Below are 23,664 nucleotides of genomic sequence, written 5' to 3' on the forward strand. Positions count from 1 at the left end.
TAAGGTGTGACAGCTATTGGGCGTAAATTAAACATCTATGAAATTTTGAGAATGAGAGAGTATTCGAGAGAAAACTTAAGTTTATTGAAGGAGGAGAAAAATGAGAGAAGAAGAAAAAATTTTAAAAGGAATCCTTTTTTCACCTGGAGAGCAGGAGTTAAAAAAAATAAAGCTCAGAACCCATAACCTATGTTCAGAATATAACCGCACTTTCGAAGATGAAACTGAAAAAAGACAAGCGATTATTTCAAATATTTTCCATGAGATTGGAGAGAATGGTCGTCTACAAGGCCCCATTTATATCCACTACGGTAAACATACAGAAATTGGCGATCACTTCTTTGCAAACTTTAATTTAACCATTCAAGATGATGCACGGGTCGTTATTGGTGATCATTGTAATTTTGGCCCAAATGTGACGATCGTTACGCCTGTACACCCAATGCTTCCAGATGAACGTCGCGCAATTATGGATAAAGACGGTGTGCCTAAGCATATGTGTTATGCAAAACCTGTTAAAATTGGTAATGATTGCTGGTTTGGAGCAAATGTCGTTGTTTGTCCGGGAGTGACTATCGGGGATAATTGCGTGATTGGGGCAGGAAGTGTGGTTGTGAAGGACATTCCAAGCAATAGCTTTGCAGCTGGCAACCCATGCAAAGTAATCCGAGAAATCACTGAACTGGACAGCATGATACATAAGCCAGAAATTTTGGATGATAATAGAATTATAGAATAAGAACGTTGTTGGAAATTGGTTCTTCATGTAATTAGCGGTTGTGAATATTTCATTGAAATTAAGGGGAATTTGCCATGTTTTATTAAACCCCTGACTAAGATTCGTTTTATAAAAGAATATTCTCAGTAATTTCAATCAGTGGTTTTTTTCAGGCGTAAAGGATGTACCGCAAATTCATAAGAACAATTTTCATCAAAATTTTTCTGATAGTTTTCCATCCATTACAGAAAGAATAAGCGGAAATTTGTATGGTGCTATTTCATTATCTAACAATCAAAAGTTTTATAATGGGGAAATTGCTTATTGGAGTGGTGAAAAATACTGGGGAAAAGGTTACGGAACAGAGCCGCAAAAGCATTAATAGAGTTTGCATTTCAGGAAAAGAAATTACCTAAAGTATTTGCCCGTATTTCGAGTCTAATCCTGCATCTGGAAGAATCATGCAAAAAGTCAGTATGGTTCAAGAGGGCTTAATGAAAGACCAGGTAATAAAAGATGGTAAAGATGAAGACTTAATTTATTACGGAATAATAAATCCTTATAATAATACAGAATGGTTATAAGGTTGATTGTTGCTAGCTTTTATTTAAACGCTTATTAGATTATTTTTTCCCTTTTATAAGGTGTTTGCATATAATCTATAAAGCGAATGTGAGTTTGTGCTTGAAAATGTACTATATTTAAATGAGGCTGGGACATAACTAAAATGCTAAGCCTCAAAAGCGAATATTGCATTGCCTTAGCGGAGGAAATATACGTAGACTCCTGCGGGAAGTAAGAGTTCGACAAGCCCCCGGAAGGCGAAGCCTGAGGAGGCTTGACACTAGGGAACGCAGGCTAAGTTCGCGCCGTCCTGGCGCAACGCCTGCATGACCCACATCCTGTAGGCCTTCGGAAAGCGAAGTATATTTCGGGAGTGGGTTATTTCACACTAATAGTTCGGACTTTACTTAAGCGAAAACACTTTTGCCCCAGCCTCATAGTGTGAAATAATCCGTAAAGCATAAGTAATAAAAACGGAATAATAAGTGATTCTGTATTCTGTTCAAAAAAGGTAAATTGGCCTAATATAAGTCAAACACCGACTGCAAATAAAATAATCACTGTTTGAAACCTTTCTAAAATACTCATCATGATACTCCTTCAATAGATAATGAAACTTTTGGATGCAATCTGGAAGAACCTGACTATAAAAATAATAAATGAGAGCTTTAAATATGATTAAGTAAATTCGTGTAGTACTGTCTTAATTTTTCTTTTAATATCTCAGGTTTTATTATTTTGACAGATTGTTCGAAGCCGGAAAGATACTTCACGATAAAATCAAGCTCGTTTGGCTCATATGAACCGACGAGATACATATTTTCTCCCTCATGAATTAACTTGATTGAGGGGTAATGATCTTGGTAAAAATGCTCAACGCCCTTTTGGTCAATGAAACATTTAAATTGAATGGCATTTTCAGAAGGAGTCCAGAGTGAGTGGGCATTTTCCAGCGTAATATCATTTAAATCCGCTAATGGTTGGATATCTGTTACTTGAGCAGATGTAATTCGATCACACCGAAAAACACGGTATGCCTCTTTACACATATCATAAGCTCGGCAATACCAGTAGCCTTTCATAAAGTAAATGGCAATGGGCTGAACGATCCGAGTACTGGTTTGGGAAGGCTTTTGGTAAGCTATTTTTAATACTTTATTGTTGACAGCTGCCAACAATAAAATTTCTAAATGTTCGCTATCTTTGATTTGCTCGGTATGTCGAAAAGAAACTCGCTTTTGTATTCTTTCAATGGCTTGTCGTTGGTTTACCGATAATTCATTAAGAAATTTTTTATGAATGGAACGAAATGATACCTGAAAAGGTAAATTTGAGAAGCTGCTTAATGCCTTCATAGCAAAGTAAAGGGCATAAACTTCTTGGCTGTTAAAAGAAATCGGTGGTAGCTGCATTTGATTAAGTAAACGATATCCTCCGTAACGACCATATTCAACATAGACTGGTACACCAATCCCCTCTAATGTAGTGATGTCTCTTAATGCGGTTCTTTTTGATATTTTAAATTCCTGCATTAGGTCTTGCAGTGTAAACTGCTTTTTCTGATTGATAAAGCGCAGCATTTGATTGATACGTTCTGCTTTTTTCATAAAAACACCTCTCAATGGTGCCATAGTTTGTCACCTTTAATGACTATACTTGAAAGTGTAATCAATAATGATAAAGGAGGCAACAAAATGAACTTTGAAATAATTCCGTTTTTATCAATGAATGGGAAGGCTGCGGCAGCTATTGAATTTTACGAAAAGTATTTAGGAGCAAATGTTCTCTTTAAGAAAAATTATAAAGAGATGAAAGAAATGAATCCTCATTTTAGCTATGAAGAGGACCAGGATCAATATATTACACACTCTGTCTTGGAAATAGGTGCTAATAAACTAATGATAGCAGAGGAAGAAATGGATTCATCTCGCCCTTGGCAATTAGGTAATAGCTCATCATTATGTATTCAATCACAGGATACTAATGTAATCACTCACCTCTATAAATCCCTAGTTCAACATAAAGATGTAACCATAGTAGTACCACTTAAAAAAAATACCTTCAGCCCCGGGTATGCGATTATACGAGATCCATTTGGAATCGTTATACAGCTTTGTGTAACGGTACATGATTTTTAATATTGTAGTGGAGAAAAAAGCGTGAAATCACAAAAAGAGAGGCGAGACATGCTTGAAAATGTGCGTAAGATCTGCTTTTCACTGCCCGAAGTCGTTGAACATATAGATGGTTTTGGCCATATTACCCTTCAAATCCGCGGGAAATCTTTTGTGAAACTTACTGAAAGAGCCGGCTTATCATTTAAATCTGATCGAGAAAATCAAGAATTTTTGCTGCAAAAAGAGCAGTTTCTGAGCATGTTAGTGAATACAGAAATATAAATATCTCACCATCGTCAATCTTAATTACTTCTGGTGCACAACAGGCTCTTCATCTAATTGTACAATGTTTATTGAAGCCTGGAGATGCAATTGCGATTGAAGATCCTTCTTATTTTTATTCGTTGCCCCTTTTTCAATCGGCGGGTTTAAAAATATTTTATTTACGAGTGGATCAAGACGGTATTAACCCCGATGATGTGGTTAAGCTTTATAGAAAACATCGAATCAGAATGATTTTTTTGAATCCATCTTTTCAAAATCCCACAGGTGTAAGTCTCCATCCATTACGGCGTAAAAAGATAATCGAGATATCTTCTGAACTAGGAATTCCCCTTGTCGAAGATGATCCATATTCACTGATTTCTTTTAAAGGCGAAAATGCTACAACATTAAAGTCAATGGATGAAAATGGGAATATACTTTATATAAGTTCTCTATCAAAAATTGTTGCTTCAGGATTGCGGATTGGTTGGGTAATCGGCCCACCGAAAGTAATCGACCGTTTAGCAGATGCTAAGCAGCAAGTGGATTACGGTCATAGTATTTTTTCGCAATGGGCAGCCAATGAGTTTCTTAAAGATCCATATTTTGATATTCATATCAATAGGCTTAAGCGCGAACTGAAAAAACGACGTGATGAAATTGTTAGGAGATTAAACGTGTATTTACATGGGGAAGTTGAGTTTATTACACCTGAAGGAGGGATCCATATCTGGTGCCGACTTAATCAACCATTTAATGACAAACAGCTTTTAGAAGAATCGATGAGAAAAGGAGTTTCATTTGTTCCTGGAAGTGTCTATGGATCTGGAAAAGGCTATGTACGCTTTACTTATGGACGTGGAGAAACAGAGCAAATCGAGGAAGGAATCTCGAGATTTACAGATGCACTAAATGCATGTAAGCAAAAGTAACCTATAAGGAGAGCACCATTCTGTCTGCATACTGTAGCGTATATAGACAGAATGGTGCTTCTTATTGTTCTAAAAAACATGGAGCGGATTTTATACTTTACTCACAAGATGAAGCAGGCATGGATCATTGCTTTGACATGTTGAAATGTCTAACAAAGCAAGTAATTTTCGGACTAAGGATGTTACAGAATAATGATTTATTCATTAACGGCCTAGCTTATTCTCTAAAATAGCTGAAAAGAGACTAGGAAAATAAGAGTAATAAAGATTTTTTAGGGTAAATATCTAATTATCCAAGTCTTTTCTGCTGGATAGTAGTACATGTCTCAACTGTTCACCATTATATACTGACAAGGATTTATATCTGTTTTTATGGGTATTCGGATTATCGTGTGGAAAATATGGAGAGATAACTATTCACAAATGAGATTTGCTAAACTCCATTAAGGCGGAGCCTGAGGGAACTTAACAGTCGCTCGCGGAAAGGGAGCATATTTCGTTTTCGATATTCAAGCATTGTTACAAAAGAAGAGGGGAAAACAATTTATTATGAATGACTTATGAAATCAGGATAGTTAGCTAATCGCAGGTTAAACTAAGTAAAATGAATAAGGAGTTTTGAAAATGTCTGATTTATACACAAAAGAAAACATGCAAAATTTAGCGCAATTAAAAAAGCTTGCACCAGAACAGGTAAAAGCTTTTAATGACTTTAACGCTGATGTCCTTAAAGATGGAGCATTGTCCAATAAAGAAAAAGAAATTATCGCTGTTGCGATTACTCATGTAACACAATGCCCTTATTGTATTGAATCTCATACAAAGTCTGCCAAGAAAGCAGGAGCGACATTGGAAGAACTATGTGAAGCTATATTTGTAACTGCTGCAGTTGAGGCAGGTGGTACAGTTACTCATAGTACACATGTACACAATGCGAAAAATAAAGAAGCATCAGATGTGCTTTATGCTCGTTCGAATTTAAAAAGTTTAGGTCAATTAGGCAAATTTGCGTCAGATGGATTTAAAGGATATCAAGCATTTAGTGCAGTGGCTACGAAATCAGGGCAACTTAGTAGCAAAATAAAGGAAATTATTGCTGTGGCGGTTGCGAATACGATTCAATGTCCATATTGTATTGATGTTCATACAAAAAACGCTGACAAGCAAGGAGCGACAGGTGAAGAACTTGCGGAGGCGATTATGGTAGCTTCTGCAGTCCGTGCAGGCGGAGCATATGCCCATATGGCTAATATGATTCAATGTTATCAGGAGTGAGATTGCCGAGTGTAAGTGTTAAAACATAAAAAAATAAGAGAAGAGCTGGGATAAAATTATTTCTAAAATCGCCAGACACTGATTGGCTAATGAAGCTAAGCGAGTACTACTTTTGTAGCAGTTTCTTTATATCAATCAGCAGATGGTTGTTTTTTTAATAAACATAATTTTACCCCAGCTTTTTTTATCTTCTTATCGAATTTGAGCTAGACTAATTTATTTGCACTTACAAGGAAAATCTTCCAGTTTAGAGAAATAGATTAAGAATAAAAAAGAAGATTGCTGCAAGGAGTGCTGAAATAGGTAAAGTGATCAGCCATGTAATGAGCATTGTTTTTGCTGTTCCCCATTTGACTCCCCTTAACCGATGGGAAGCTCCAACCCCTAAAATGGAAGAGGAAATAACATGAGTTGTACTAACTGGTAAACCAATTGCAGTTGCACCGAAAATAACGGTAGCTCCTGTTAGATCAGCTGCAACTCCACTGACTGGACGGATTTTCATAATCTTTCCACCCACTGTTTTGATGATTTTCCAGCCGCCCAACGCAGTTCCCATAGCCATCGCAAAAGCACAAATAAATTGCACCCATAATTGAATATCATCAGATGATTGATAATTATTAACGATTAAAGCCATCGTGATAATCCCCATCGCCTTTTGAGCATCGTTTGTACCATGAGAGTATGCTTGTAAAGCCGCTGTAGCAATTTGTACTCTCCTGAAGTTTTTATTCGTTTTAGGCAAATTACTATTTTTGAAAATAACCTTGATGATCCCGTAAACGATAAAACCAACTGCAAAGGCGAGCAGTGGGGATAAAATCAACGCCTTGATAATATTTAAAAATCCACTATAATTTAATGAGTAAAATCCAGAAGCGGCAATAGCTGCACCTGCAATCGCACCAATTAATGCATGAGAGGAACTGCTTGGAATTCCATAGTACCAGGTGACTAGGTTCCAAACGATTGCGGCTAGCAGAGCTGCAAGGATGATGATAGAGCCGTTATCGAGTGTAAAAGGATCGACGATATCTTTGGTAATCGTCTTAGCCACTCCTGTGAACGTCATCGCACCGACGAAGTTCATAACAGAAGCTAATATAATAGCATGTCTTGGCTGCAAGGCTTTGGTTGAAACCGAAGTTGCAATTGCATTTGCAGTATCGTGAAATCCATTTATAAAGTCGAATGTGACTGCAAATAGGACAATTAAAATCGTTATTATCAGGAATGTATTCATGTTGTATTACTCCTTAGGCATTTTTCATAATAATCGCTTCAAAGGTATTAGCGACATTCTCACAGTAATCCGCCACTTCCTCAAGCTCCTCATAAATTTCCTTGTACTGAATAATTCGTATTGGATCTTTTTCGGTTTGGAATAAATGTTTAATCGAAACGCGCAAAATTGTATCACATTGGGATTCATAATCTTTAATTTTTATCGCTTTATTTCTAATTGAAGGAAGAGTTTTTGGAGATAACAACCCGATGGCACCTTCAATTTCTATGACGCATTTTTGGATCGCTTCAACAAACTGATGCATGTACTCATCTGCTGTGGTTACGCCATACATATCTAATAGTGCTGCTGTTTGTTCTAAACCATCTAGCACATCATCCATATTCATAGCTAGCGCCAAAATATCTTCTCTTTCAATAGGTGTAATGAAGACATTGTTTAAATCAAGTATTACTTGATGAACGAGTGAGTCTCCTTTTGTTTCATACTCTTTCATTTTTTCGGAGAAGACTTTAAGACCTTCAACATCGGTTAGCCTATAATCTGTGAAATAATTCATGCTTTCTGTCAGGTTAGCCGAGATATTAGCTAAATGAATAAAAAATTGATCTTCTTTTTTCTTAAACATTATATATATTTCTCCCCTTTATAATCAATCAAGCTATATTATAATAGCGTAATTCACCAAATTACAACATATCCTTAACGAATAATTTACATAAACTTTACATTAGGCTCGTTTAGATTAGCTTTTTCGTCAATTACTTTTAAAATTCTTTAGTTAGGAGTATGATTATAATATAAATGAAAAAGGAGATGCCTTTGTGAGACCAGGAATCGGTAGCCTTATTATTATACTTATTGTTGCTTTACTTATTTTTGGGCCCAGTAAATTACCTCAGCTAGGAAAGGCACTAGGAAGCACCTTGAAAGAATTTAAAAAAGCAACACAAGGTTTATCCTCTGAGGATGACACTGACAAAAATGAAAATAAATAATCTTAAGTAGAGAGAATAAAAACGAACTAACTAATAGACTCCCCTAAGGCAGAATGGATTGATAAAGATAATCTGTTCAGCTTTAGGGGAGTTATTTTATGTAGTTATCGTCATTAGGAAGTAATAATCAAAAGTTCCTCGAAACGACTCTAAGAAATGGCGATACGGCTGAGTGAATAGCCCGCGGCAAGGGAGCCTTTTGGGGGTTTTCGACTTTATATATTGAAGGATTTTTAAGGAAATGTGTAGAGAAAGAAAACGGCTTTTTAAAATGAAAACGGGTTTACAATCTCAATTAGTAAAATAGGTCTTTAGGTATAAGTGTGCAAAGATACAATCGTGTTATACTGTTATTGGTTTTTATAAAAAATAGACGAATTACGCTATTTTTTGCAGATGGCCCTTAGCTAAATTCTTGAAACGATGTTATCTAATGTAAATGATGCTGGAATGGGGACAATATTCAGATGACTACACAAGCTAATTGGATAAGAATCGTTTCGGAAAAAGATCAATCTAACTATTTTTCTAGAAAATTGATATGACAATAGCCTTGCCGAATAAGCTGAAGAAGAGTCGTTCTGGGTGAAAAAGAATCACTAGAGACGATCCTAGAAGTTTTTTAGGATTGGGCTCGATAAGCCGTTGAAAGCTAGGTATTCTATTAACTGAAAGATTTGCTGAAAAATTTCATTATGCTATGGCTTAATTAGGGAGAACAATATGAATATAATTATGTATTTAGTAGATTTCATTATTAATATTGATAAACATTTGCTAGAGATTATTCAAATTTTCGATTTATGGTCTTATGCAATATTGTTTCTAATCGTTTTTGTTGAGACTGGAATAGTTATTTTTCCATTCTTACCAGGAGACTCATTATTATTTGCTAGTGGCGCATTTGCAGCCAAAGATGCTTTTAATATTGTAGTACTAATATTATTGTTCTTTGCTGCGGCGGTTTTAGGTGATACGGTTAATTATCATATTGGGAAAAAAGCTGGGACATCTATTTCTCGCAATAAATTCATGAATAAAGTAATAAATCAGGAGAAAATTGAAAAAGCTGAGAGCTTTTTCAATAAACATGGAGGCAAAACTATTGTAATGGCTCGTTTTATGCCGTTTATACGAACGTTTATCCCATTTATTGCTGGTGTAAGCCATATGAATTATCGTGCCTTTATCGCTTATAATATTGTGGGCGGAGCTTTATGGGTGACTCTTTGTACAGTAGCAGGCTATTTTTTCGGTAATTTACCTATTGTTCAAGAGAATTTTTCCCTCTTTATTATTTTAATCATTATTATCTCTTTGCTTCCCGCTATTTTTACTTATTTGAAGAATAAATTTACGGTAGAGAGAACTTTAAAATAATAAAGGCAAGATCGTATTATCTCTCAATTCTTTTTCGATTTCTTGACTAGAAAGAACTGTCATGTTATAATGAAGTTTACTTATCGAATGAACTTGGTAATATATTAGATGAAATAAATGATTTGGCGTTCTTACTTTGTTTTTAGAAAGACTTATTCACACTGGATCGGCTTCGGAGCCGTAAGGATGTATGAGAGGTAGGGCTTACGTCGTTTAGGTTTTAAGAAAGAATATAACCGCGGCAATTTATCTTAGGAAAATAACAAGTTATAATATAAATTCGTGAAGTATCTTTTAAGTCATCATTTTAATGATGGCTTTTTCTACGTTTATAAGGAAAAATATCCCCCTCATATTCATGTTAACAGTCCACAGCTCAATGCCATAGAACACTATTTACAGGTAAAAGGAACTTGACAAAGACAATCAAGTAGTTCTAAATCTGCTGAAATGGCTAATCAGATCTATCATTTATTATTCTGGTTTCGGGACTTCTTTTTTCTATTTTTAAAAGCAATCCACGATGTTTTAAGCGAGGAATAAGTACCCACAGCTGCTGCACTATAAAAACCTCCCATAAATAAGCCGGCCCAGAGGTTATGTCTATGACTATAAAAAATTGAAATCGCAAATCCAAGTATGGATGCGATCGTTGGAAAATACTGACGCGGGATGGGGAATAATTTAAAAAGTTGGGTAATTATTACGATTAAGGGCACAGCAATGACTCCATCCCAAAAATTCGTATGAATAACTGGAAACTCCATGATTTCACCCCATTGTTTTTATTAAGCTTATGGTTTCCTAATGATCTGAATTCCATCAGTTTTTCTGTTTTAAAATAGTTGGGAAATACTGGTGCTGCTAATGGAGATACTCCCGGGAATGCTAAGGTTGATAATTTATTAGGAGGATGGTCTTATGGTGAAAAGAAAAGCAATAAAAAATGCAGTGGAAAAATATGCGAAAACACCTGTCAAAAATATCCAAGAGTCTGATTTTACTGCTGAGTTTGCGGCTGGAGAGGATCCGATGAAGGGAGCAAATCGTAATTCAAAGTACGGGAAGAAGGGACGAGAATGACGGATAAGAGAAAAAAACGGAATGCAAATGAAGAATTTGGTATGGAGTTTGGTGACATTAATGCGGTGAAATACTATGAATTGCCTGAGGGAATGGATAAGTCAAAGAAAAAGAAAAAAGACAGTGATAAGAAGAATCAACATGGTTGTTCCTAATAGATTTACGAATAAAGGTCATGAAGAAGAAAAAAGAGGTTAGGCTAACAATGATAAGGATTATCTTTAGGGATATTCGCAACTTTGCAAGAAATTGACATCCTATCTCGTGGTCGACGCCGCCACTAGAACAGAACATTATGTTCGTCGAAAAGGTATTGGTGAGTCTTCACAGTGCATCAGCACGTGAGGCTCACCAGTCACCCGAGGAAACAGTATCTTTCCCGAGTCGGTTATATCACTTTTTGCTATTATTTTGTATGTTCATAACCATCAATAACTAGATCCAATTTGCCAGTCTCTGGGTCGATTACAAGTCCATGGATCGGCACATCTTTGACCATAAGAGGGTGGTTGCGGATCATCTCTACACTATGTGTAACACTTTCTTCCACACTGTCAAACCCTTGTAACCATTGATCTAAATCGATCCCTGAGTGGATCACAGTATCAAGTGTTTCTTGGGTAATCCCACGTTCTTTCATGTCTTCGATCATTTGTTGGGAATTCAGCGCACTCATCCCACAATCATGATGTCCGATAACACATACTTCATCTGCTTGCAATTGATAGACAGCGACTAATAGACTCCGCATAATACTTCCAAAAGGATGGGTCAAAATTGCCCCAGCATTTTTAACAACTTTTGCGTCACCATTTTTCAAATTCATTGCTTTATGAAGCAATTCAATTAGTCGTGTATCCATACAAGTAAAGATGACCATTTTCTTATCTGGAAACTTTGTTGTGGAGAAGCTTTCATACAGCTTTTCCTCTGTAAACTTTTGATTGTATTGTAGTACTTCAGATAATAATGTCAATTTCTTCATCCTTTCTATCTAGTCCATGATCAAAAAGATCAATAAATATCCAGTAAATTTCTTCATTGGTCGCCCATCTGCGAGATATTACAGAAGTAAGTTTATTCTGTCGAGTTCTTGAGAAAAGGGAATACTTTGAAGATGGATTAGTATTATTTTATAGAAGTTTTTTAAAAAAACAAAGTATAAACTATTTTGAAAATGGTTTTGGGTACTTTATACTAGAGAGTGTTTAAGTTAAAGCGCAGTCTTTAAATGATAAAGGACATGCAAAAAGGCCATTAAAAACGGATTTTAATTTGGTAATCGGAAAAGCATAGGTTATTGTTTTTTGAAATTCCAAATGGGATATGCTTCCTTTCCAAGGTCTTGAAGTCAGAAAAAAGCCTTTGCATATATGTATTTAAGGATATGGGACAAATATGATGTAATGGTTGTTGTATATGGCTATGGAAAGGACCCGATGAAAAGAAAAACACCTTCTTCCAAGCCGTCATCCATAGAGCAGAGGGATTAAATCGCCTGATAAAATCCGGATGTTTTTATACCGATTTTCGTCAGGAATAAAAGCAATACTTGAAAAGGATACTGCGGGAATTCAGCATTTTAAATACATAGAAAAACCGAAAGGATCTAAGCGACTTGTGCTTCAGCTTTGTATAAAGTAAATAGAGGAAGAAAGGTTTGGTGATTGGGGTGAGGTCTATACCCTTTTGAAACGCGTTGATTGGAGTGGCGGCCGGCGACTCCAACGGGATGAGCGTGCAGCTTGAGACCCTGCAGGAGCGTAGCCTTAAAGATTAGGACCAAAGGCTAAATACTCGCCGACCTGGCGAAACGCCTTTGTGACCCACATCCTGTGGGCCTCAAGGCACGCCCCGTGGAAAGCGTCCGGCCAGAACGGAAATCAACATTTCCATCCCTCCACTACCCTTTTTTAAAAATGTACGGCTGTACGTTTCTTTGTCGTGCCTAAAATGAGCAAAAAGAAAGCAAACTAGAAATTTTTATAATAAAAATGCCTGTTTGATGTAAAATGCCTTTACCTCTGATGGAAAATCGGTAAAATTAAAAAGGAATTGCTATTGACGAAAAGAACGGGGAAGTTTAAGATAAGGTTGGAATTAAATAGGCCCTTATTGGGAGAGGTTCATAGCGATTAACCCTCTTTAAAAAACTATGGATGAATACAATTCAAGCCATATCCATCGCGGTATGGCTTTTTTTGAGGGGTGCACGATGTGACGAATGTTTATTCATCCATAACAATGACCGCTTATATTAATTGTATTAAGGAGGCTTTTTCATGGCAGGAAGAAATGAAGAAACATTAGGGGACTTAACTTTATTAGGAAATCAACATACGAAGTATTTGGACCACTACTCACCAGATGTGCTAGAACCTATTGATAATCTACATTCAGGAAGAGATTATTTTGTTAAATTTAATTGTCCAGAATTTACTTCACTTTGCCCGAAAACAGGTCAACCTGATTTTGCGACAATTTATATTAGTTATATTCCAGATAAGAAGATTGTCGAAAGTAAATCATTGAAACTTTATTTGTTTAGTTTTCGTAATCATGGTGATTTCCATGAGGATTGTGTCAATACCATTATGGATGATTTAATCAAATTATTAGATCCCCGTTATATTGAAGTATGGGGGAAATTTACGCCACGTGGTGGATTGTCGATTGATCCTTATTGTAACTATGGAAAACCAGGTACAAAATATGAACAAATGGCGGAACATCGTCTTATGAATCATGATATGTATCCTGAAAAAGTGGACAATCGTTAGAGAGCACTTACTGCGTTAACTATAATGTGCAAAATTACATGAGATTTTTTAAAAATACATACTGTCTCTGTCAAATTGGCGATGAATTGTATTAAATTCATGGTTGTCATACTTGATTCACCTTTTGTCTATTTAGGAATAAGACTATCTGGCGGATATAAAAAGAAGTACCAGCTAAAGTGATGGACTTCAGAATGAAATTTTCCAATGGGGATGGGGACCCGCCATTCCAGCTATTTACAGTCCACCTTATGCATGAAGTTCTCCATTTTTACATAATGTTAGATGGGTTATCTTACAAAAGTAAAATTTTTAACAAAAATGATAAAAAAATGAAACCAATTTACCCATCGATCCGTATAAATTAGTACACAACAGAAAGATAGGTGGTGTAGAAGTAATTTAACATCTAAAGCAAATCGAAAAGAGTGATGACGATGACATTATTTGGTTATCCGATTGAAACAATTTATCTTATTTTGCTTGTGGTTTCTGGAGTATTGACGCTTTTATATTTATTTTTTGGCGATATCCTAGATGGCGCAGATGAGGTTAGTCCCTTTTTAAACCCTGTTCTAATTTTAGCGTTTATTACCTTTTTTTCAGCAGGAGGCTTTATTTTAGAAAAGGCAACTTCATTAAATGCTTATTTGATTATCGTAATTTCTGCCTTTATATCACTGCTGTTGGATATACTCCTAAATGTGTTTGTTTTAGTCCCTTTGAAATCAGCTGAACAATCTCTAAGCTACACAGAAAAGTCATTGGAAGGAAGAGTTGGCAAGACGATAGTGTCTATTCCTACAGAGGGGTTTGGAGAAGTAGTGATTGAGAGTTATAGTGGGATGATCTCGAAGCCAGCGGCTAGTTATGAGAATACAAATATTTCAGAGGGAACAGAAGTCCTAGTGATTGAAGTGCGAGATGGTGTATTGCATGTAATACCTTACAAACCTAGTTTTAAATAAAAGGAGGAAGATGAATGGATATAGCAAGTATGGGAATTTGGATTGTTGTAGCGATTGTTATATTTATCTTAATTGCGTTACTCGGAATATTTGTTACAAAATATCGTACAGCAGGGCCAGATGAGGCTTTGATTGTAACTGGTAGTTATCTAGGTGGAAAAAATGTCCACACAGATGAATCAGGAAATAAAATTAAAATCATTCGTGGTGGTGGTACGTTTGTATTGCCAGTGTTCCAACAGGCAGAACCATTAAGTTTGCTATCTAGTAAACTAGAAGTGACAACACCAGAAGTTTACACAGAACAAGGTGTGCCAGTGATGGCTGATGGAACAGCGATTATTAAAATCGGTGGATCGATTGGTGAAATTGCGACAGCTGCTGAACAATTTCTTGGAAAATCAAAAGAAGATCGTGAAATTGAGGCAAAAGAAGTATTGGAAGGACATTTACGTTCTATCCTAGGTTCCATGACGGTTGAAGAGATTTATAAAAACCGTGATAAATTCTCTCAAGAAGTACAACGTGTTGCTTCTCAGGATTTGGCGAAAATGGGTCTTGTCATTGTATCTTTCACAATTAAAGAGGTTCGCGATAAAAATGGTTATCTAGATTCTCTAGGGAAACCACGAATTGCACAAGTAAAGCGTGATGCTGATATTGCTACAGCTGAAGCGGATAAAGAAACAAGAATTAAACGCGCCGAAGCAGCGAAAGATGCAAAACGTTCAGAATTAGAACGGGCAACTGAAATTGCCGAAGCTGAAAAAGAAAATCAGATGAAAATGGCAGAATATCGTCGTGAACAAGATATTGCCCGAGCAAGTGCCGACCAAGCGTATGATTTAGAAACAGCTCGTTCGAAACAAGAAGTAACGGAACAAGAAATGCAAATTAAAATTATTGAACGTCAAAAGCAAATTGAATTGGAAGAGAAGGAGATCTTGCGTCGTGAGCGTCAATATGACTCAGAAGTGAAGAAGAAAGCCGATGCGGACCGTTATGCGGTTGAACAGGCGGCCAATGCGGAGAAGATGAGACAAATGTCAGAAGCAGATGCTCATCAATACCGCGTTGAAGCAACAGCCAAAGCGGATGCTGAACGCGTGCGCCTAGATGGTCAAGCGAAAGCCGATGCTCAAAGAGCACAAGGTGAATCTGAAGCTGAAGTTATTCGTCTTAAAGGGATTGCTGAAGCGGAAGCCAAACGCAAAGTGGCTGAAGCGTTTGAGCAATATGGTCAGGCCGCAGTTCTCGACATGGTCTTGAAAATGCTACCTGCATATGCGAAAGAAGTATCTGCACCACTTAGCAATATTGATAAGATTACGGTTGTGGATACGGGATCTAGCGGAGAAAATAGTGGCGCTAATAAAGTAACAGGTTATGCGACTAACCTAATGTCTACTATGCAGGAATCTCTAAAAGCATCAGCTGGTATCGATGTGAAAGAACTACTAACGAATCTATCCGGGAAAAATAACGTTCGTGGTAGCATCGATGAACTTACCCAAGAAATGCGCTTAAGCAATCAAAAAGAGCAAACTCAAGAAGGTAATGAAGAAGAATAAACATAAAAAAAACTCTCAGGAGAATTTCTCCTGAGAGTTTTTTTACTGAGAAATAAAATCTACGAGCACTTGATTACGTAAGAGGTCATCCAATTCCATATGGGGCTGACCTTAATTTATATATAGAATGTGACCCGCGTGCAGTTCCAGTTTCCGATTATTTTCGAGCTGGTGTAAGTTTATGGATGAATTTTAGAGCTTGGCCAGTACCGATAGCGACAGACTCTAATGGATGTGGTGCAAGATGAACAGGAACAATGATTTCTTTTCCAAGCCATTCTTGGATTCCGTTTAAGAGGGCACCTCCACCAGTTAAAATAATACCTCTTTCAACAATATCTCCACTTAATTCTGCTGGAGATTCTTCTAAAGTCGCACGAATTGCTTCTAAAATATTTAACAATGACTCTTTTAAAGCTGTTTGAATTTCATAGGAGCTTAGATTGACAGTTTTAGGAAGGCCAGTGACTAAATCTCTTCCTCGGATATCCATGTTTTTTTCTTCATGCTCAACTAAAGCATAGCCAATTTCCACCTTAATGGTTTCTGCTGTAAATTCTCCGATTAATAAATTATACTTTTTTCTTATATGTTGGATGATACTCTCATCAAATAGATCTCCACCAACACGAATTGTATGGCAAGTTACAACACCCCCGTAAGAAATAATTGCAACTTCGGTCGTGCCACCACCTATATCAACAATTACATTGGCAATGGGCTCTTCCACTGGAAGCCCGGCACCAATCGCAGCCGCTACAGGCTCCTCTATTAGATGAACATTTTTAGCGCCACAAGAACGAACTGCATCTTGGATTGCTCTACGTTCAACAGAAGTAGCTCCTGATGGAGTACAAACAACAACATCTGGTTTTCTTAAAGAAAACCCAATTGATTTGCCAGCTTTTTTGATAATAGCTTTTAATAATTGGCTAGTAATATCAAAATCAGCAATGACTCCGTCTTGTAATGGTCTTACAGCTACAATATTTCCAGGTGTTTTTCCGATCATACTTTTTGCTTCTGTTCCAACCGCTAATACTTGTTTGGTTTGTGTATTGATGGCCACAACAGAAGGTTCATTTAAAACAATTCCTTTATCTTTTGTATAAACAAGGACATTGGCTGTCCCGAGGTCAATTCCGATTTCTGCATTACCAAACATATTCATTCATCCTTTATCTCATAAATTTGTATGTAATCTCCAAATAGTTCATAATGGTTCACCAAATATAGTATAAAGAATATTTTCTTGAAAAACAGGTGGGAGAAATTGGTAAAAACTGTTATGTTACAAATGAAAAATGAAGAAGTCCTTGGGAATACAAGCAAAGGGGAGAAAATACTCGTTTCTCTGTTAACAAAATTTAACGGTGCTGTAAAAATGTTACAAAAAAGGAAGCTCTTTTATTAACAAAGCTTCCTTTTGGAAAAGTTTAGTGATCAATTAAAATTATGGGAGAAAAAGGCTACTAAATCTTTACTTTCTTGTTTTCTTGATTTCCGATGGGCAGCTCTCCGACTTGCCGTTTGATGAAGCCACTTCTCTTCGTCTGTTTCCGGGAATACTTCTGGAATCACAGTAGGTTTTCCATCTTCTCCAAGTGCGACAAATGTCAAAAAGGATAAAGCGGCGACTGCTTTTTTTCCGGTAAGTAATTGCTCAGCAATCACTTTTACAAATACTTCCATAGAAGTGTTGCCAGTCCATGTGACAATCGCTTCTAATGTCACAGAATCCCCGATTTTAATCGGTTTTATAAAGTCAACGGAATCTGTTGAGGCCGTAACAACAGGATTTCTAGCCAATTTAATCGCTGCAATTGAAGCGACATCATCGATATAAGCCATTAATTTACCGCCAAATAAAGTCCCGAGATGATTAGCATCAGGTGGAAAAACATGGCTAGTTTTAATGGTTAGGGTTTCTTTCATAGGTTTTTTCTTTACTTGTTCCATTGTCGACAACTCCAATTTTTGGCATACTGATCTTACTTAATACCTAAAAGTCAATCATGAAATGCCAATTATTATGAATGGGATAAGAAGAGGATGGGACATAACTAAAATACTAAGCCTCAAAAGCGAACAATGCATTACCTTAGCGAAGTATATTGTTATTTTCGCGCTAGTAGTTCGGACTTTTCCTAAGCGAAAACATCCTTGTCCCAGCCTCAGTACTGTGATCGGGGAAAGTATCTCTGGCCCCCTGAAGCTCATAGGTGCTAACGACAGATGTTGCTGTTTGAATCTGTCACCAAGACGTTGTGGCTTTAACAATCCTACATTCTTCAAAAGCGCTTGTTTTTCTTAAAATGCCCATTCTCCATTGCGAAATACAGGTTCAATTTTTCCATCCTCAGTAATACCGTCAATATCCATTTCAGCGGAACCAACCATAAAATCGACATGCGTAATACTAGAGTTTAAACCATTCTCAGCTAATTCCTCTTGGGACATTTCTTTTCCGCCTTCTATACAAAAGGCGTACGCACTACCAATTGCCAAATGATTGGAGGCATTTTCATCAAATAAAGTATTATAAAATAATATGTTTGCTTGCGAGATAGGGGAACTATGTGGAACAAGAGCAACTTCGCCGAGATAGCGGGAACCTTCATCAGTCTCCACTAATTGTTTTAAAATTTCAGCGCCTTCTTTTGCCTTTGTATCGACAATCCGTCCATTTTCAAAAGTGATCGTAAATTCATCAATAATATTTCCAGCAAAGCTTAAAGGTTTCGTACTAGAAATATAACCGTTCACCCCTTTTTTTTCGGGAACCGTAAAGACTTCTTCCGTTGGCATATTAGCCATGAATTCATGTCCACTTTGATTCAAGCTGCCTGCACCAGCCCAAAGATGTTTTGCTGGCAATTCGATCGTCAAATCTGTACCAGGGGCTTTGTAATGGAGCTTTTTATAATGCTTTCGATTAAGATAGTCGACTTTTTCATGAAGTGTTTCATCATGCCTTTTCCATACGGCAACGGGATCTTCTGTATCCACCCGTGTTGCTTTAAAAATTGCTTCCCAAAGTAGCGAAATTTGCTCATCAGGAGTCGCATTAGGGAACACTTTCTGCGCCCAATTTTTTGAAGGAGCGGCGATCACTGTCCAACTAACTTTATCTGATTGGATATATTGGCGATATTTTTCCATTGCTTTTCCTGCAACCTTTTGGAAATTGGCAATTTTTGAAGAATCCACTCCTTTTAGAAGATCAGGACTAGAAGATACTACAGACATAAAAGCCGCCCCATTTTCAGCAAGCTCCTCTATTTCTTTTGCCCGCCACATAGGGTATTCAGTAAATACCTCATCAGGTGCCAAATCATATTTTAATCTGGTAATTATGTCATCATTCCAGTTGACTACAACATTTTTTGCTCCTACTTTATAAGCTTTTTTCACAACAAGACGAATAAATTCGGCCGTATCAATCGCAGCATTGATCACAAGAGTTTGCCCTTTTTGAACATTAACCCCTACTTGGACAGCTAATGCAGCATATTTTTCTAAGTTTTCCTGAAAACTAGACATAGCCATTCTCCTTTATATAAAATATGTAGTTTACCCCTATTATATTTTAACAATGATAGAAAATATATCCAACTTTATACAAATGTCTATTGAAGGAGAATGATTAGCTTTAAAAGATAAAAGTGAGAAGAACGTGGAAGTCCGCAAAACTATAATGTTGTTTGGCCGTAATGTAAAATTGTAGATATTTGCCAATAGCAAGCATTTCACTTTTGGTGTCGTCCTAAAAATTAGACCGCATAGTTAACACATATTAAAAAAGAACCCTTCGAAAGATAATCTAGATAAAATCTAAATTACCGAAATCGAGTGGTTCAGCTTATAAATGAGATTGATTCATTCCAAGTAAGGCACGGTAACGATCAGGTTGGACGACAATATCGGCTAATGTATATTGATCCAAAACTTGCAAATAGGCAATTAACGCCTTATTTAGTGCATGTTTCAAACCGCAAATAGGAGAAATCGCACAAGAATGATTCCCCTCTTCAAAACAAGGGACTAATTTAAAATCATCCTCTGTTTCACGCACAAGCGCACCGATATTAATATCCTCTGGCGGAAGGGCAAGCTTAATCCCACCACCACGGCCACGAATGGTCGTAATAATCCCTAATTTCCCTAGTTCATGAATAACTTTCATTAAATGGTTCTTTGATATATCGTAAGCCTCGGCAATTTCGGAAATGGTAGAAAGTTGATCTTGCTCTTTAGCTGTTAAATAAATTAAAACACGTAAAGCATAATCTGTATAATTCGTTAATCTCATGATTATCACCTAACCTGTATTATACAGATATTTTTTAGTTCGGTAAAAGAAAAGTACAGATAGTTCAATTTCAAAACGAGGCAGATCTTATGCTTTAGCGAAATCCATATTTAAATAGAGAGACAAGGTTTTAGATTATGTCATCAATGGATTATTGCTATCCCTTAGAGTTGATGCCTTCGACAGAACTATACAAATTTAAACAAGGACTGTGAGATATAATGTGCTTGGTTGAGTAAATTTAGCAATTAAGTAGTAAAAAGCGAATGAAACACAAAGACAAAAGAGGTAAAAATATCTACTCAAAAAGGAGGTTAAGAGTTCCCTTTAATGAACTAAAAAGTATCTAATAGGTGAACATTATACGAAGAGGGGGAATAGGAAAATGGCTGAGAAAGTCAAGGCTTTCTATCGGATAGAAGACAATATGTTTTCGGAAAAAGATTTTGATTTTCACTCTCATGAAAAGTTTGAAATATACTATTTTCATAGTGGTAACTGTAAGTATTTGATTGGCAATCAAATCTATCAGTTGAAACCAAACGATATTATCATCATGAATGGGATGACATTACATCGTGCCAATCCATTTCCTACTATGCCGTATATTCGTAGTGTAATTGAATTTTCAGCTGAGTGGATTCATCCCATATTAAATCGTTTAAATGTTCCTGAATTATTAGACCCATTTAATAAACTAAATAATATGATGTTTCGTTGTGAAGATAAAAAACTATTAAGAGAAATAGAGGGACAAATAGGCATGATTGCTCAGTTAAGTTCTGAAAAGCCTAATAACCTGACAAATATCAATGAAAGAAAGTTAAATTGTCGCTTAAAAGAAGCTGAAATTGCGGTGATCCTTATTCAACTTTTAATTGAGATTTACAAGCTAAGTAAGTTTAGTGTCACCAATATGTCTTCTTTTGAATCCGAAAAGGAATCACATGTAAACCGGATTAAATCTTGGATAGATCAGCATTTTACGAGTAATATTTCTTTAGATGATGTTTCTGAAAATCTACATATTAGTAAGTATTATATGTCACGTATTTTTAAAGAGGTAACAGGATATACGGTTATGCAATATTTAATGAGTCGGCGAATGAATCAAGCCAAGTATTTACTAGAAATTTATCCAAATAAATCGATTACAGATGTCGGCTTAGAATCAGGTTTCGAAAGTTCCTCCCATTTTAGTCGCTTGTTTCGAAAACAGGTTAACATGACACCTAGTGAGTATCGGAATAAAACTACAGTAAAATTTACTGGAAATGGAATAAGAAATTCAATTTCCAATAGAAAAAGTCGAGATATCACGTACAAACAAGTGGTTCTATCAGACTATTCACAAGAGTAGGAAAGCAACGAGAGGCAAATTTACTCTGAAATACCACAATTATATCTATGTTTCATCATTATTATTTCATTACAATTTAGTTATAGGAAAAAGGAATAGATTGAAGCCCAGTTTATAATCACTTACAAATCAAAAAGGGAAGGAAAATGTTATTAATGTCCAAAGGCAAGTCTTTTTTGAAAGCGGTAGCATATCAAGAAGAACGAAATATGTTCCATAGAATTTGAGAATTCGACTGTAAAGAGGGTGTCTTAAGCAGAAAGGAGAATAACATGATCAATAGCCAGACGGAAACAAACATAAGAACAAGTAAGCAAAAAATAGGAAAAAATAGAACAAATTCTAGCATTGTTTGGTATCTTTTTCTTATTCCAAGCTTTTTGGGGATTTTATTATTTATGGTTTATCCAATATTCGAATCTTTGCGGTTGAGTTTTTATCAATCTAATGGGACGATTGAAAAGTTTATTGGCATTTCTAATTTTAAAAACGTATTATCCTCTGGTCCTTTTTGGAATTCCGTTTGGAATACCTTTTTCATTGGTATTTTTCAAGTAATTATTACGATCCCTTTAGGATTTATCTTTGCATCCTTAATCAATTCAACGAAAAGATGGCAGAATTTTTTTAAAGTCATCTACTTTTTACCAAATGTTACTTCCATTGTTGCAGCTGCCATGATATTTGCGTTTGTTTTGCATCCAGAGATGGGAATTGCCAACTATGTCCTTGATACTTTAGGCTTGCCGACACCGGGATGGTTTTCATCTCCCGCTACTTCTAAGTGGGGTGTGATCTTATTGGCTGTTTGGCATTGGATTGGTTTTGTTATCATCATCTGTCTAGCCAATTTGCAAGCGATCTCTACGGAAATGTATGAAGCGGCCAAAATTGATGGCGCAAATGGAATCCAACAGTGGCTTTTTATAACTGTACCGAATATGGCTCCTACCTTTGCATTTTTACTCATCACTGGTTGGATTGGTGCTCTCCAGCGATTTAACGAGGTTTATGTTTTAGGTGGGCCGAGTGGAAGTCCGGCACGTTCTATGCAAACGATGGGGGCATTTATTTATGAAAGGGGATTCACGGGCTTTGAATTTGGAATTGCTTCCGCAGCAACATACATTATGTTCCTGATTATCCTGGTATTCACATTTATTAATCTAAAAGTCTCGAAAATGAAATTATAATCAAGAGAGGGGGAAACAAAATGATCAATAGTATGGCTAATAAGAAAATAGAAAATCTATCAGACTGGACGAGATTTATCATCTTATTCATTTTTGGAGTTATATTAATGGCTCCATTTATATGGATGGTGAGTGTTGGTTTTGATAGAACAGCAAACGTTACAATGCCGTTTCCACCACGCTTAATCCCAGAAGAAGCGTCACCATTTAACTACGGAATTGTATTTGAAAACGGAAGATTAATTCAATCTTATATAAATTCAGGTATGGTGACGATTAGTTCCGTGTTTTTAGGTGTAGCTTCCTCTCTATTAGCCGGATATGCCTTCTCTAAAGGAAAATTTAAAGGGAAAAAAATTCTTTTTATTCTCGTATTATGTACATTGATGATTCCAATCGAGCCACGGCTCATTCCTTTATACACATTATTCAATAAAGTGGGCTTATTAAATACATTTTGGCCATTAATTCTTCCAACTCTGATTAATGGGATGCTCATTTTTCTGTGTAAACAGTTTTTTGATCAATTGCCCGACACATTACGAGAGGCTGCCCAAATGGATGGGGGAGGCGAGTTCAAAATTTTTTTTCGAGTTTATCTTCCACTCGCAGGTCCTATCGCAGCAACAATGGTTATTCTCGCCTTCATTTGGAGTTGGAATGACTTTATGTGGCCGTTAGTTGTTCTAAATAATCAGGATTTACATACGGTCCCTCTTTATCTAGCAAGCTTTTCTCTTGAAAATGGAACAAGTTTAGGAGGGCTTACCATGGCATTAGCTACGGTTAGTATTCTCCCAATCGTTGTATTATATCTGTTTTTACAAAGATATGTCATTCAAAGTATTGCTTTAAGTGGAGTAAAAGGAGAATAGTTTTAGGCCTTATTTAAGGTAAATA

25 protein-coding genes and 1 pseudogene are annotated in these 23,664 nt (G+C 36.3%); 17 read left to right on the top strand and 9 right to left on the bottom strand.

The features are described from left to right. Window positions 1-100: 100 nt before the first annotated feature. Both J2Z23_RS19650 and J2Z23_RS22460 read left to right on the top strand, forming a co-directional pair. Window positions 101-739: a sugar O-acetyltransferase gene (locus tag J2Z23_RS19650; RefSeq protein WP_057987432.1), complete on the top strand. Its 639-nt coding sequence runs from the start codon at window positions 101-103 to the stop codon at window positions 737-739. A gap of 244 nt (window positions 740-983) precedes the next feature. After that, window positions 984-1,100: a GNAT family N-acetyltransferase gene (locus tag J2Z23_RS22460; protein ID WP_238482870.1), complete on the top strand. Its 117-nt coding sequence runs from the start codon at window positions 984-986 to the stop codon at window positions 1,098-1,100. A gap of 850 nt (window positions 1,101-1,950) precedes the next feature. Here J2Z23_RS22460 and J2Z23_RS19660 read toward each other — a convergent pair. Further along, entirely contained in the window at window positions 1,951-2,889 is a 939-nt protein-coding gene (locus J2Z23_RS19660; RefSeq protein ID WP_057987515.1) for a helix-turn-helix transcriptional regulator, read from the bottom strand. An 87-nt stretch (window positions 2,890-2,976) separates the two neighbouring features. Here J2Z23_RS19660 and J2Z23_RS19665 point away from each other — a divergent pair, with 87 nt between their 5' ends. The 4 genes and pseudogenes from J2Z23_RS19665 to J2Z23_RS19680 all read left to right on the top strand — a co-directional run bounded on the left by J2Z23_RS19665 (window position 2,977) and on the right by J2Z23_RS19680 (window position 5,870). Next, complete coding sequence (locus tag J2Z23_RS19665; RefSeq protein ID WP_057987437.1) at window positions 2,977-3,420, top strand: VOC family protein; 444 nt, start codon at window positions 2,977-2,979, stop codon at window positions 3,418-3,420. 21 nt (window positions 3,421-3,441) lie between these two features. After that, entirely contained in the window at window positions 3,442-3,681 is a 240-nt protein-coding gene (locus J2Z23_RS19670; RefSeq protein ID WP_057987439.1) for an MmcQ/YjbR family DNA-binding protein, read from the top strand. Beyond that, window positions 3,639-4,595, top strand: a pseudogene (locus J2Z23_RS19675) (aminotransferase-like domain-containing protein); the annotation flags it as partial. The gene J2Z23_RS19670 and the pseudogene J2Z23_RS19675, both read left to right, overlap by 43 nt. A 624-nt stretch (window positions 4,596-5,219) precedes the next feature. Next, on the top strand, window positions 5,220-5,870 hold the full coding sequence (locus J2Z23_RS19680; protein WP_209974924.1) for a carboxymuconolactone decarboxylase family protein: 651 nt from the start codon (window positions 5,220-5,222) through the stop codon (window positions 5,868-5,870). A 247-nt stretch (window positions 5,871-6,117) separates the two neighbouring features. Here the strand turns inward: J2Z23_RS19680 and J2Z23_RS19685 are convergent, their stop codons facing one another. Both J2Z23_RS19685 and J2Z23_RS19690 read right to left on the bottom strand, forming a co-directional pair. Further along, the gene (locus J2Z23_RS19685) at window positions 6,118-7,116 is read right to left on the bottom strand and encodes an inorganic phosphate transporter (protein ID WP_057987444.1); all 999 of its coding nucleotides are present in this window, start codon (window positions 7,114-7,116) and stop codon (window positions 6,118-6,120) included. A gap of 13 nt (window positions 7,117-7,129) precedes the next feature. Next, window positions 7,130-7,747, bottom strand: coding sequence for a DUF47 domain-containing protein (locus J2Z23_RS19690; protein ID WP_057987446.1), 618 nt, complete (start codon window positions 7,745-7,747; stop codon window positions 7,130-7,132). 196 nt (window positions 7,748-7,943) lie between these two features. Here J2Z23_RS19690 and tatA point away from each other — a divergent pair, with 196 nt between their 5' ends. Next, window positions 7,944-8,117, top strand: a complete 174-nt coding sequence (gene tatA / locus J2Z23_RS19695) for a twin-arginine translocase TatA/TatE family subunit (protein ID WP_057987449.1) — start codon at window positions 7,944-7,946, stop codon at window positions 8,115-8,117. A gap of 723 nt (window positions 8,118-8,840) precedes the next feature. Beyond that, window positions 8,841-9,497 (top strand): DedA family protein, encoded by a 657-nt coding sequence (locus J2Z23_RS19700; protein ID WP_209974926.1) that lies wholly within the window; start codon window positions 8,841-8,843, stop codon window positions 9,495-9,497. Between the two features lie 467 nt (window positions 9,498-9,964). Here the strand turns inward: J2Z23_RS19700 and J2Z23_RS19705 are convergent, their stop codons facing one another. Further along, a complete protein-coding gene (locus J2Z23_RS19705) occupies window positions 9,965-10,264 on the bottom strand; it encodes a hypothetical protein (RefSeq protein ID WP_057987453.1) in 300 nt (99 codons plus the stop codon). 154 nt (window positions 10,265-10,418) lie between these two features. Here J2Z23_RS19705 and J2Z23_RS19710 point away from each other — a divergent pair, with 154 nt between their 5' ends. Both J2Z23_RS19710 and J2Z23_RS19715 read left to right on the top strand, forming a co-directional pair. Then, window positions 10,419-10,580: a hypothetical protein gene (locus J2Z23_RS19710; protein ID WP_165589645.1), complete on the top strand. Its 162-nt coding sequence runs from the start codon at window positions 10,419-10,421 to the stop codon at window positions 10,578-10,580. Next, window positions 10,577-10,735 carry a hypothetical protein gene (locus tag J2Z23_RS19715; RefSeq protein ID WP_165589646.1) on the top strand — a complete coding sequence of 53 codons (159 nt, stop codon included), beginning with the start codon at window positions 10,577-10,579 and terminating at the stop codon, window positions 10,733-10,735. Before J2Z23_RS19710 ends, J2Z23_RS19715 begins: the two co-directional genes overlap by 4 nt. 251 nt (window positions 10,736-10,986) lie before the next feature. On the opposite strand, the gene J2Z23_RS19720 is transcribed toward J2Z23_RS19715, so the two are convergent. Further along, window positions 10,987-11,565 carry a beta-class carbonic anhydrase gene (locus J2Z23_RS19720; RefSeq protein ID WP_057987455.1) on the bottom strand — a complete coding sequence of 193 codons (579 nt, stop codon included), beginning with the start codon at window positions 11,563-11,565 and terminating at the stop codon, window positions 10,987-10,989. Between the two features lie 1,297 nt (window positions 11,566-12,862). On the opposite strand from J2Z23_RS19720, the gene queF reads away from it, so the two are divergent. The 3 genes from queF (at window position 12,863) to J2Z23_RS19735 (ending at window position 15,899) form a co-directional block, all read left to right on the top strand. After that, a complete protein-coding gene (gene queF / locus J2Z23_RS19725) occupies window positions 12,863-13,360 on the top strand; it encodes a preQ(1) synthase (protein WP_057987457.1) in 498 nt (165 codons plus the stop codon). Between the two features lie 437 nt (window positions 13,361-13,797). Next, entirely contained in the window at window positions 13,798-14,328 is a 531-nt protein-coding gene (locus J2Z23_RS19730; RefSeq protein WP_057987459.1) for an NfeD family membrane protein, read from the top strand. Between the two features lie 14 nt (window positions 14,329-14,342). After that, the gene (locus tag J2Z23_RS19735) at window positions 14,343-15,899 is read left to right on the top strand and encodes a flotillin family protein (RefSeq protein ID WP_209974928.1); all 1,557 of its coding nucleotides are present in this window, start codon (window positions 14,343-14,345) and stop codon (window positions 15,897-15,899) included. A gap of 157 nt (window positions 15,900-16,056) precedes the next feature. Here the strand turns inward: J2Z23_RS19735 and mreBH are convergent, their stop codons facing one another. Beyond that, window positions 16,057-17,064: a rod-share determining protein MreBH gene (mreBH, locus tag J2Z23_RS19740; RefSeq protein ID WP_057987463.1), complete on the bottom strand. Its 1,008-nt coding sequence runs from the start codon at window positions 17,062-17,064 to the stop codon at window positions 16,057-16,059. Window positions 17,065-17,172: 108 nt separating this feature from the next. Here mreBH and J2Z23_RS19745 point away from each other — a divergent pair, with 108 nt between their 5' ends. Next, complete coding sequence (locus tag J2Z23_RS19745; protein WP_165602820.1) at window positions 17,173-17,313, top strand: hypothetical protein; 141 nt, start codon at window positions 17,173-17,175, stop codon at window positions 17,311-17,313. 29 nt (window positions 17,314-17,342) lie between these two features. Here J2Z23_RS19745 and J2Z23_RS19750 read toward each other — a convergent pair whose 3' ends face one another. The 3 genes from J2Z23_RS19750 to J2Z23_RS19760 form a co-directional block, all read right to left on the bottom strand. Beyond that, complete coding sequence (locus J2Z23_RS19750; RefSeq protein ID WP_057987465.1) at window positions 17,343-17,858, bottom strand: acyl-CoA thioesterase; 516 nt, start codon at window positions 17,856-17,858, stop codon at window positions 17,343-17,345. Window positions 17,859-18,209: 351 nt separating this feature from the next. After that, a complete protein-coding gene (locus tag J2Z23_RS19755; protein ID WP_057994821.1) occupies window positions 18,210-19,442 on the bottom strand; it encodes an aminopeptidase in 1,233 nt (410 codons plus the stop codon). Between the two features lie 319 nt (window positions 19,443-19,761). Next, window positions 19,762-20,211 carry an RrF2 family transcriptional regulator gene (locus J2Z23_RS19760; RefSeq protein ID WP_057987468.1) on the bottom strand — a complete coding sequence of 150 codons (450 nt, stop codon included), beginning with the start codon at window positions 20,209-20,211 and terminating at the stop codon, window positions 19,762-19,764. A 385-nt stretch (window positions 20,212-20,596) separates the two neighbouring features. On the opposite strand from J2Z23_RS19760, the gene J2Z23_RS19765 reads away from it, so the two are divergent. The 3 genes from J2Z23_RS19765 to J2Z23_RS19775 all read left to right on the top strand — a co-directional run bounded on the left by J2Z23_RS19765 (window position 20,597) and on the right by J2Z23_RS19775 (window position 23,639). Beyond that, the gene (locus J2Z23_RS19765) at window positions 20,597-21,571 is read left to right on the top strand and encodes an AraC family transcriptional regulator (RefSeq protein ID WP_064468320.1); all 975 of its coding nucleotides are present in this window, start codon (window positions 20,597-20,599) and stop codon (window positions 21,569-21,571) included. Between the two features lie 272 nt (window positions 21,572-21,843). Continuing rightward, window positions 21,844-22,764 carry a carbohydrate ABC transporter permease gene (locus tag J2Z23_RS19770; RefSeq protein WP_057987470.1) on the top strand — a complete coding sequence of 307 codons (921 nt, stop codon included), beginning with the start codon at window positions 21,844-21,846 and terminating at the stop codon, window positions 22,762-22,764. A gap of 20 nt (window positions 22,765-22,784) precedes the next feature. Next, entirely contained in the window at window positions 22,785-23,639 is an 855-nt protein-coding gene (locus J2Z23_RS19775) for a carbohydrate ABC transporter permease (RefSeq protein WP_064468321.1), read from the top strand. Window positions 23,640-23,664: the final 25 nt, after the last annotated feature.

The sequence above is a fragment of the Lederbergia galactosidilytica genome (assembly GCF_017873565.1).
In the GTDB taxonomy this organism is placed as follows: domain Bacteria; phylum Bacillota; class Bacilli; order Bacillales; family Bacillaceae_C; genus Lederbergia; species Lederbergia galactosidilytica.

Bases quoted from the DNA above. Each gene is read 5' to 3' on its own strand.
- J2Z23_RS19650 (WP_057987432.1), top strand. From the start codon at position 101: ATGAGAGAAGAAGAAAAAATTTTAAAAGGAATCCTTTTTTCACCTGGA.
- J2Z23_RS19660 (WP_057987515.1), bottom strand. From the start codon at position 2,889: ATGAAAAAAGCAGAACGTATCAATCAAATGCTGCGCTTTATCAATCAG.
- J2Z23_RS19665 (WP_057987437.1), top strand. From the start codon at position 2,977: ATGAACTTTGAAATAATTCCGTTTTTATCAATGAATGGGAAGGCTGCG.
- J2Z23_RS19680 (WP_209974924.1), top strand. From the start codon at position 5,220: ATGTCTGATTTATACACAAAAGAAAACATGCAAAATTTAGCGCAATTA.
- J2Z23_RS19685 (WP_057987444.1), bottom strand. From the start codon at position 7,116: ATGAATACATTCCTGATAATAACGATTTTAATTGTCCTATTTGCAGTC.
- J2Z23_RS19690 (WP_057987446.1), bottom strand. From the start codon at position 7,747: ATGTTTAAGAAAAAAGAAGATCAATTTTTTATTCATTTAGCTAATATC.
- J2Z23_RS19700 (WP_209974926.1), top strand. From the start codon at position 8,841: ATGAATATAATTATGTATTTAGTAGATTTCATTATTAATATTGATAAA.
- J2Z23_RS19705 (WP_057987453.1), bottom strand. From the start codon at position 10,264: ATGGAGTTTCCAGTTATTCATACGAATTTTTGGGATGGAGTCATTGCT.
- J2Z23_RS19710 (WP_165589645.1), top strand. From the start codon at position 10,419: ATGGTGAAAAGAAAAGCAATAAAAAATGCAGTGGAAAAATATGCGAAA.
- J2Z23_RS19715 (WP_165589646.1), top strand. From the start codon at position 10,577: ATGACGGATAAGAGAAAAAAACGGAATGCAAATGAAGAATTTGGTATG.
- J2Z23_RS19720 (WP_057987455.1), bottom strand. From the start codon at position 11,565: ATGAAGAAATTGACATTATTATCTGAAGTACTACAATACAATCAAAAG.
- queF (WP_057987457.1), top strand. From the start codon at position 12,863: ATGGCAGGAAGAAATGAAGAAACATTAGGGGACTTAACTTTATTAGGA.
- J2Z23_RS19730 (WP_057987459.1), top strand. From the start codon at position 13,798: ATGACATTATTTGGTTATCCGATTGAAACAATTTATCTTATTTTGCTT.
- J2Z23_RS19735 (WP_209974928.1), top strand. From the start codon at position 14,343: ATGGATATAGCAAGTATGGGAATTTGGATTGTTGTAGCGATTGTTATA.
- mreBH (WP_057987463.1), bottom strand. From the start codon at position 17,064: ATGTTTGGTAATGCAGAAATCGGAATTGACCTCGGGACAGCCAATGTC.
- J2Z23_RS19750 (WP_057987465.1), bottom strand. From the start codon at position 17,858: ATGGAACAAGTAAAGAAAAAACCTATGAAAGAAACCCTAACCATTAAA.
- J2Z23_RS19755 (WP_057994821.1), bottom strand. From the start codon at position 19,442: ATGTCTAGTTTTCAGGAAAACTTAGAAAAATATGCTGCATTAGCTGTC.
- J2Z23_RS19760 (WP_057987468.1), bottom strand. From the start codon at position 20,211: ATGAGATTAACGAATTATACAGATTATGCTTTACGTGTTTTAATTTAT.
- J2Z23_RS19765 (WP_064468320.1), top strand. From the start codon at position 20,597: ATGGCTGAGAAAGTCAAGGCTTTCTATCGGATAGAAGACAATATGTTT.
- J2Z23_RS19770 (WP_057987470.1), top strand. From the start codon at position 21,844: ATGATCAATAGCCAGACGGAAACAAACATAAGAACAAGTAAGCAAAAA.
- J2Z23_RS19775 (WP_064468321.1), top strand. From the start codon at position 22,785: ATGATCAATAGTATGGCTAATAAGAAAATAGAAAATCTATCAGACTGG.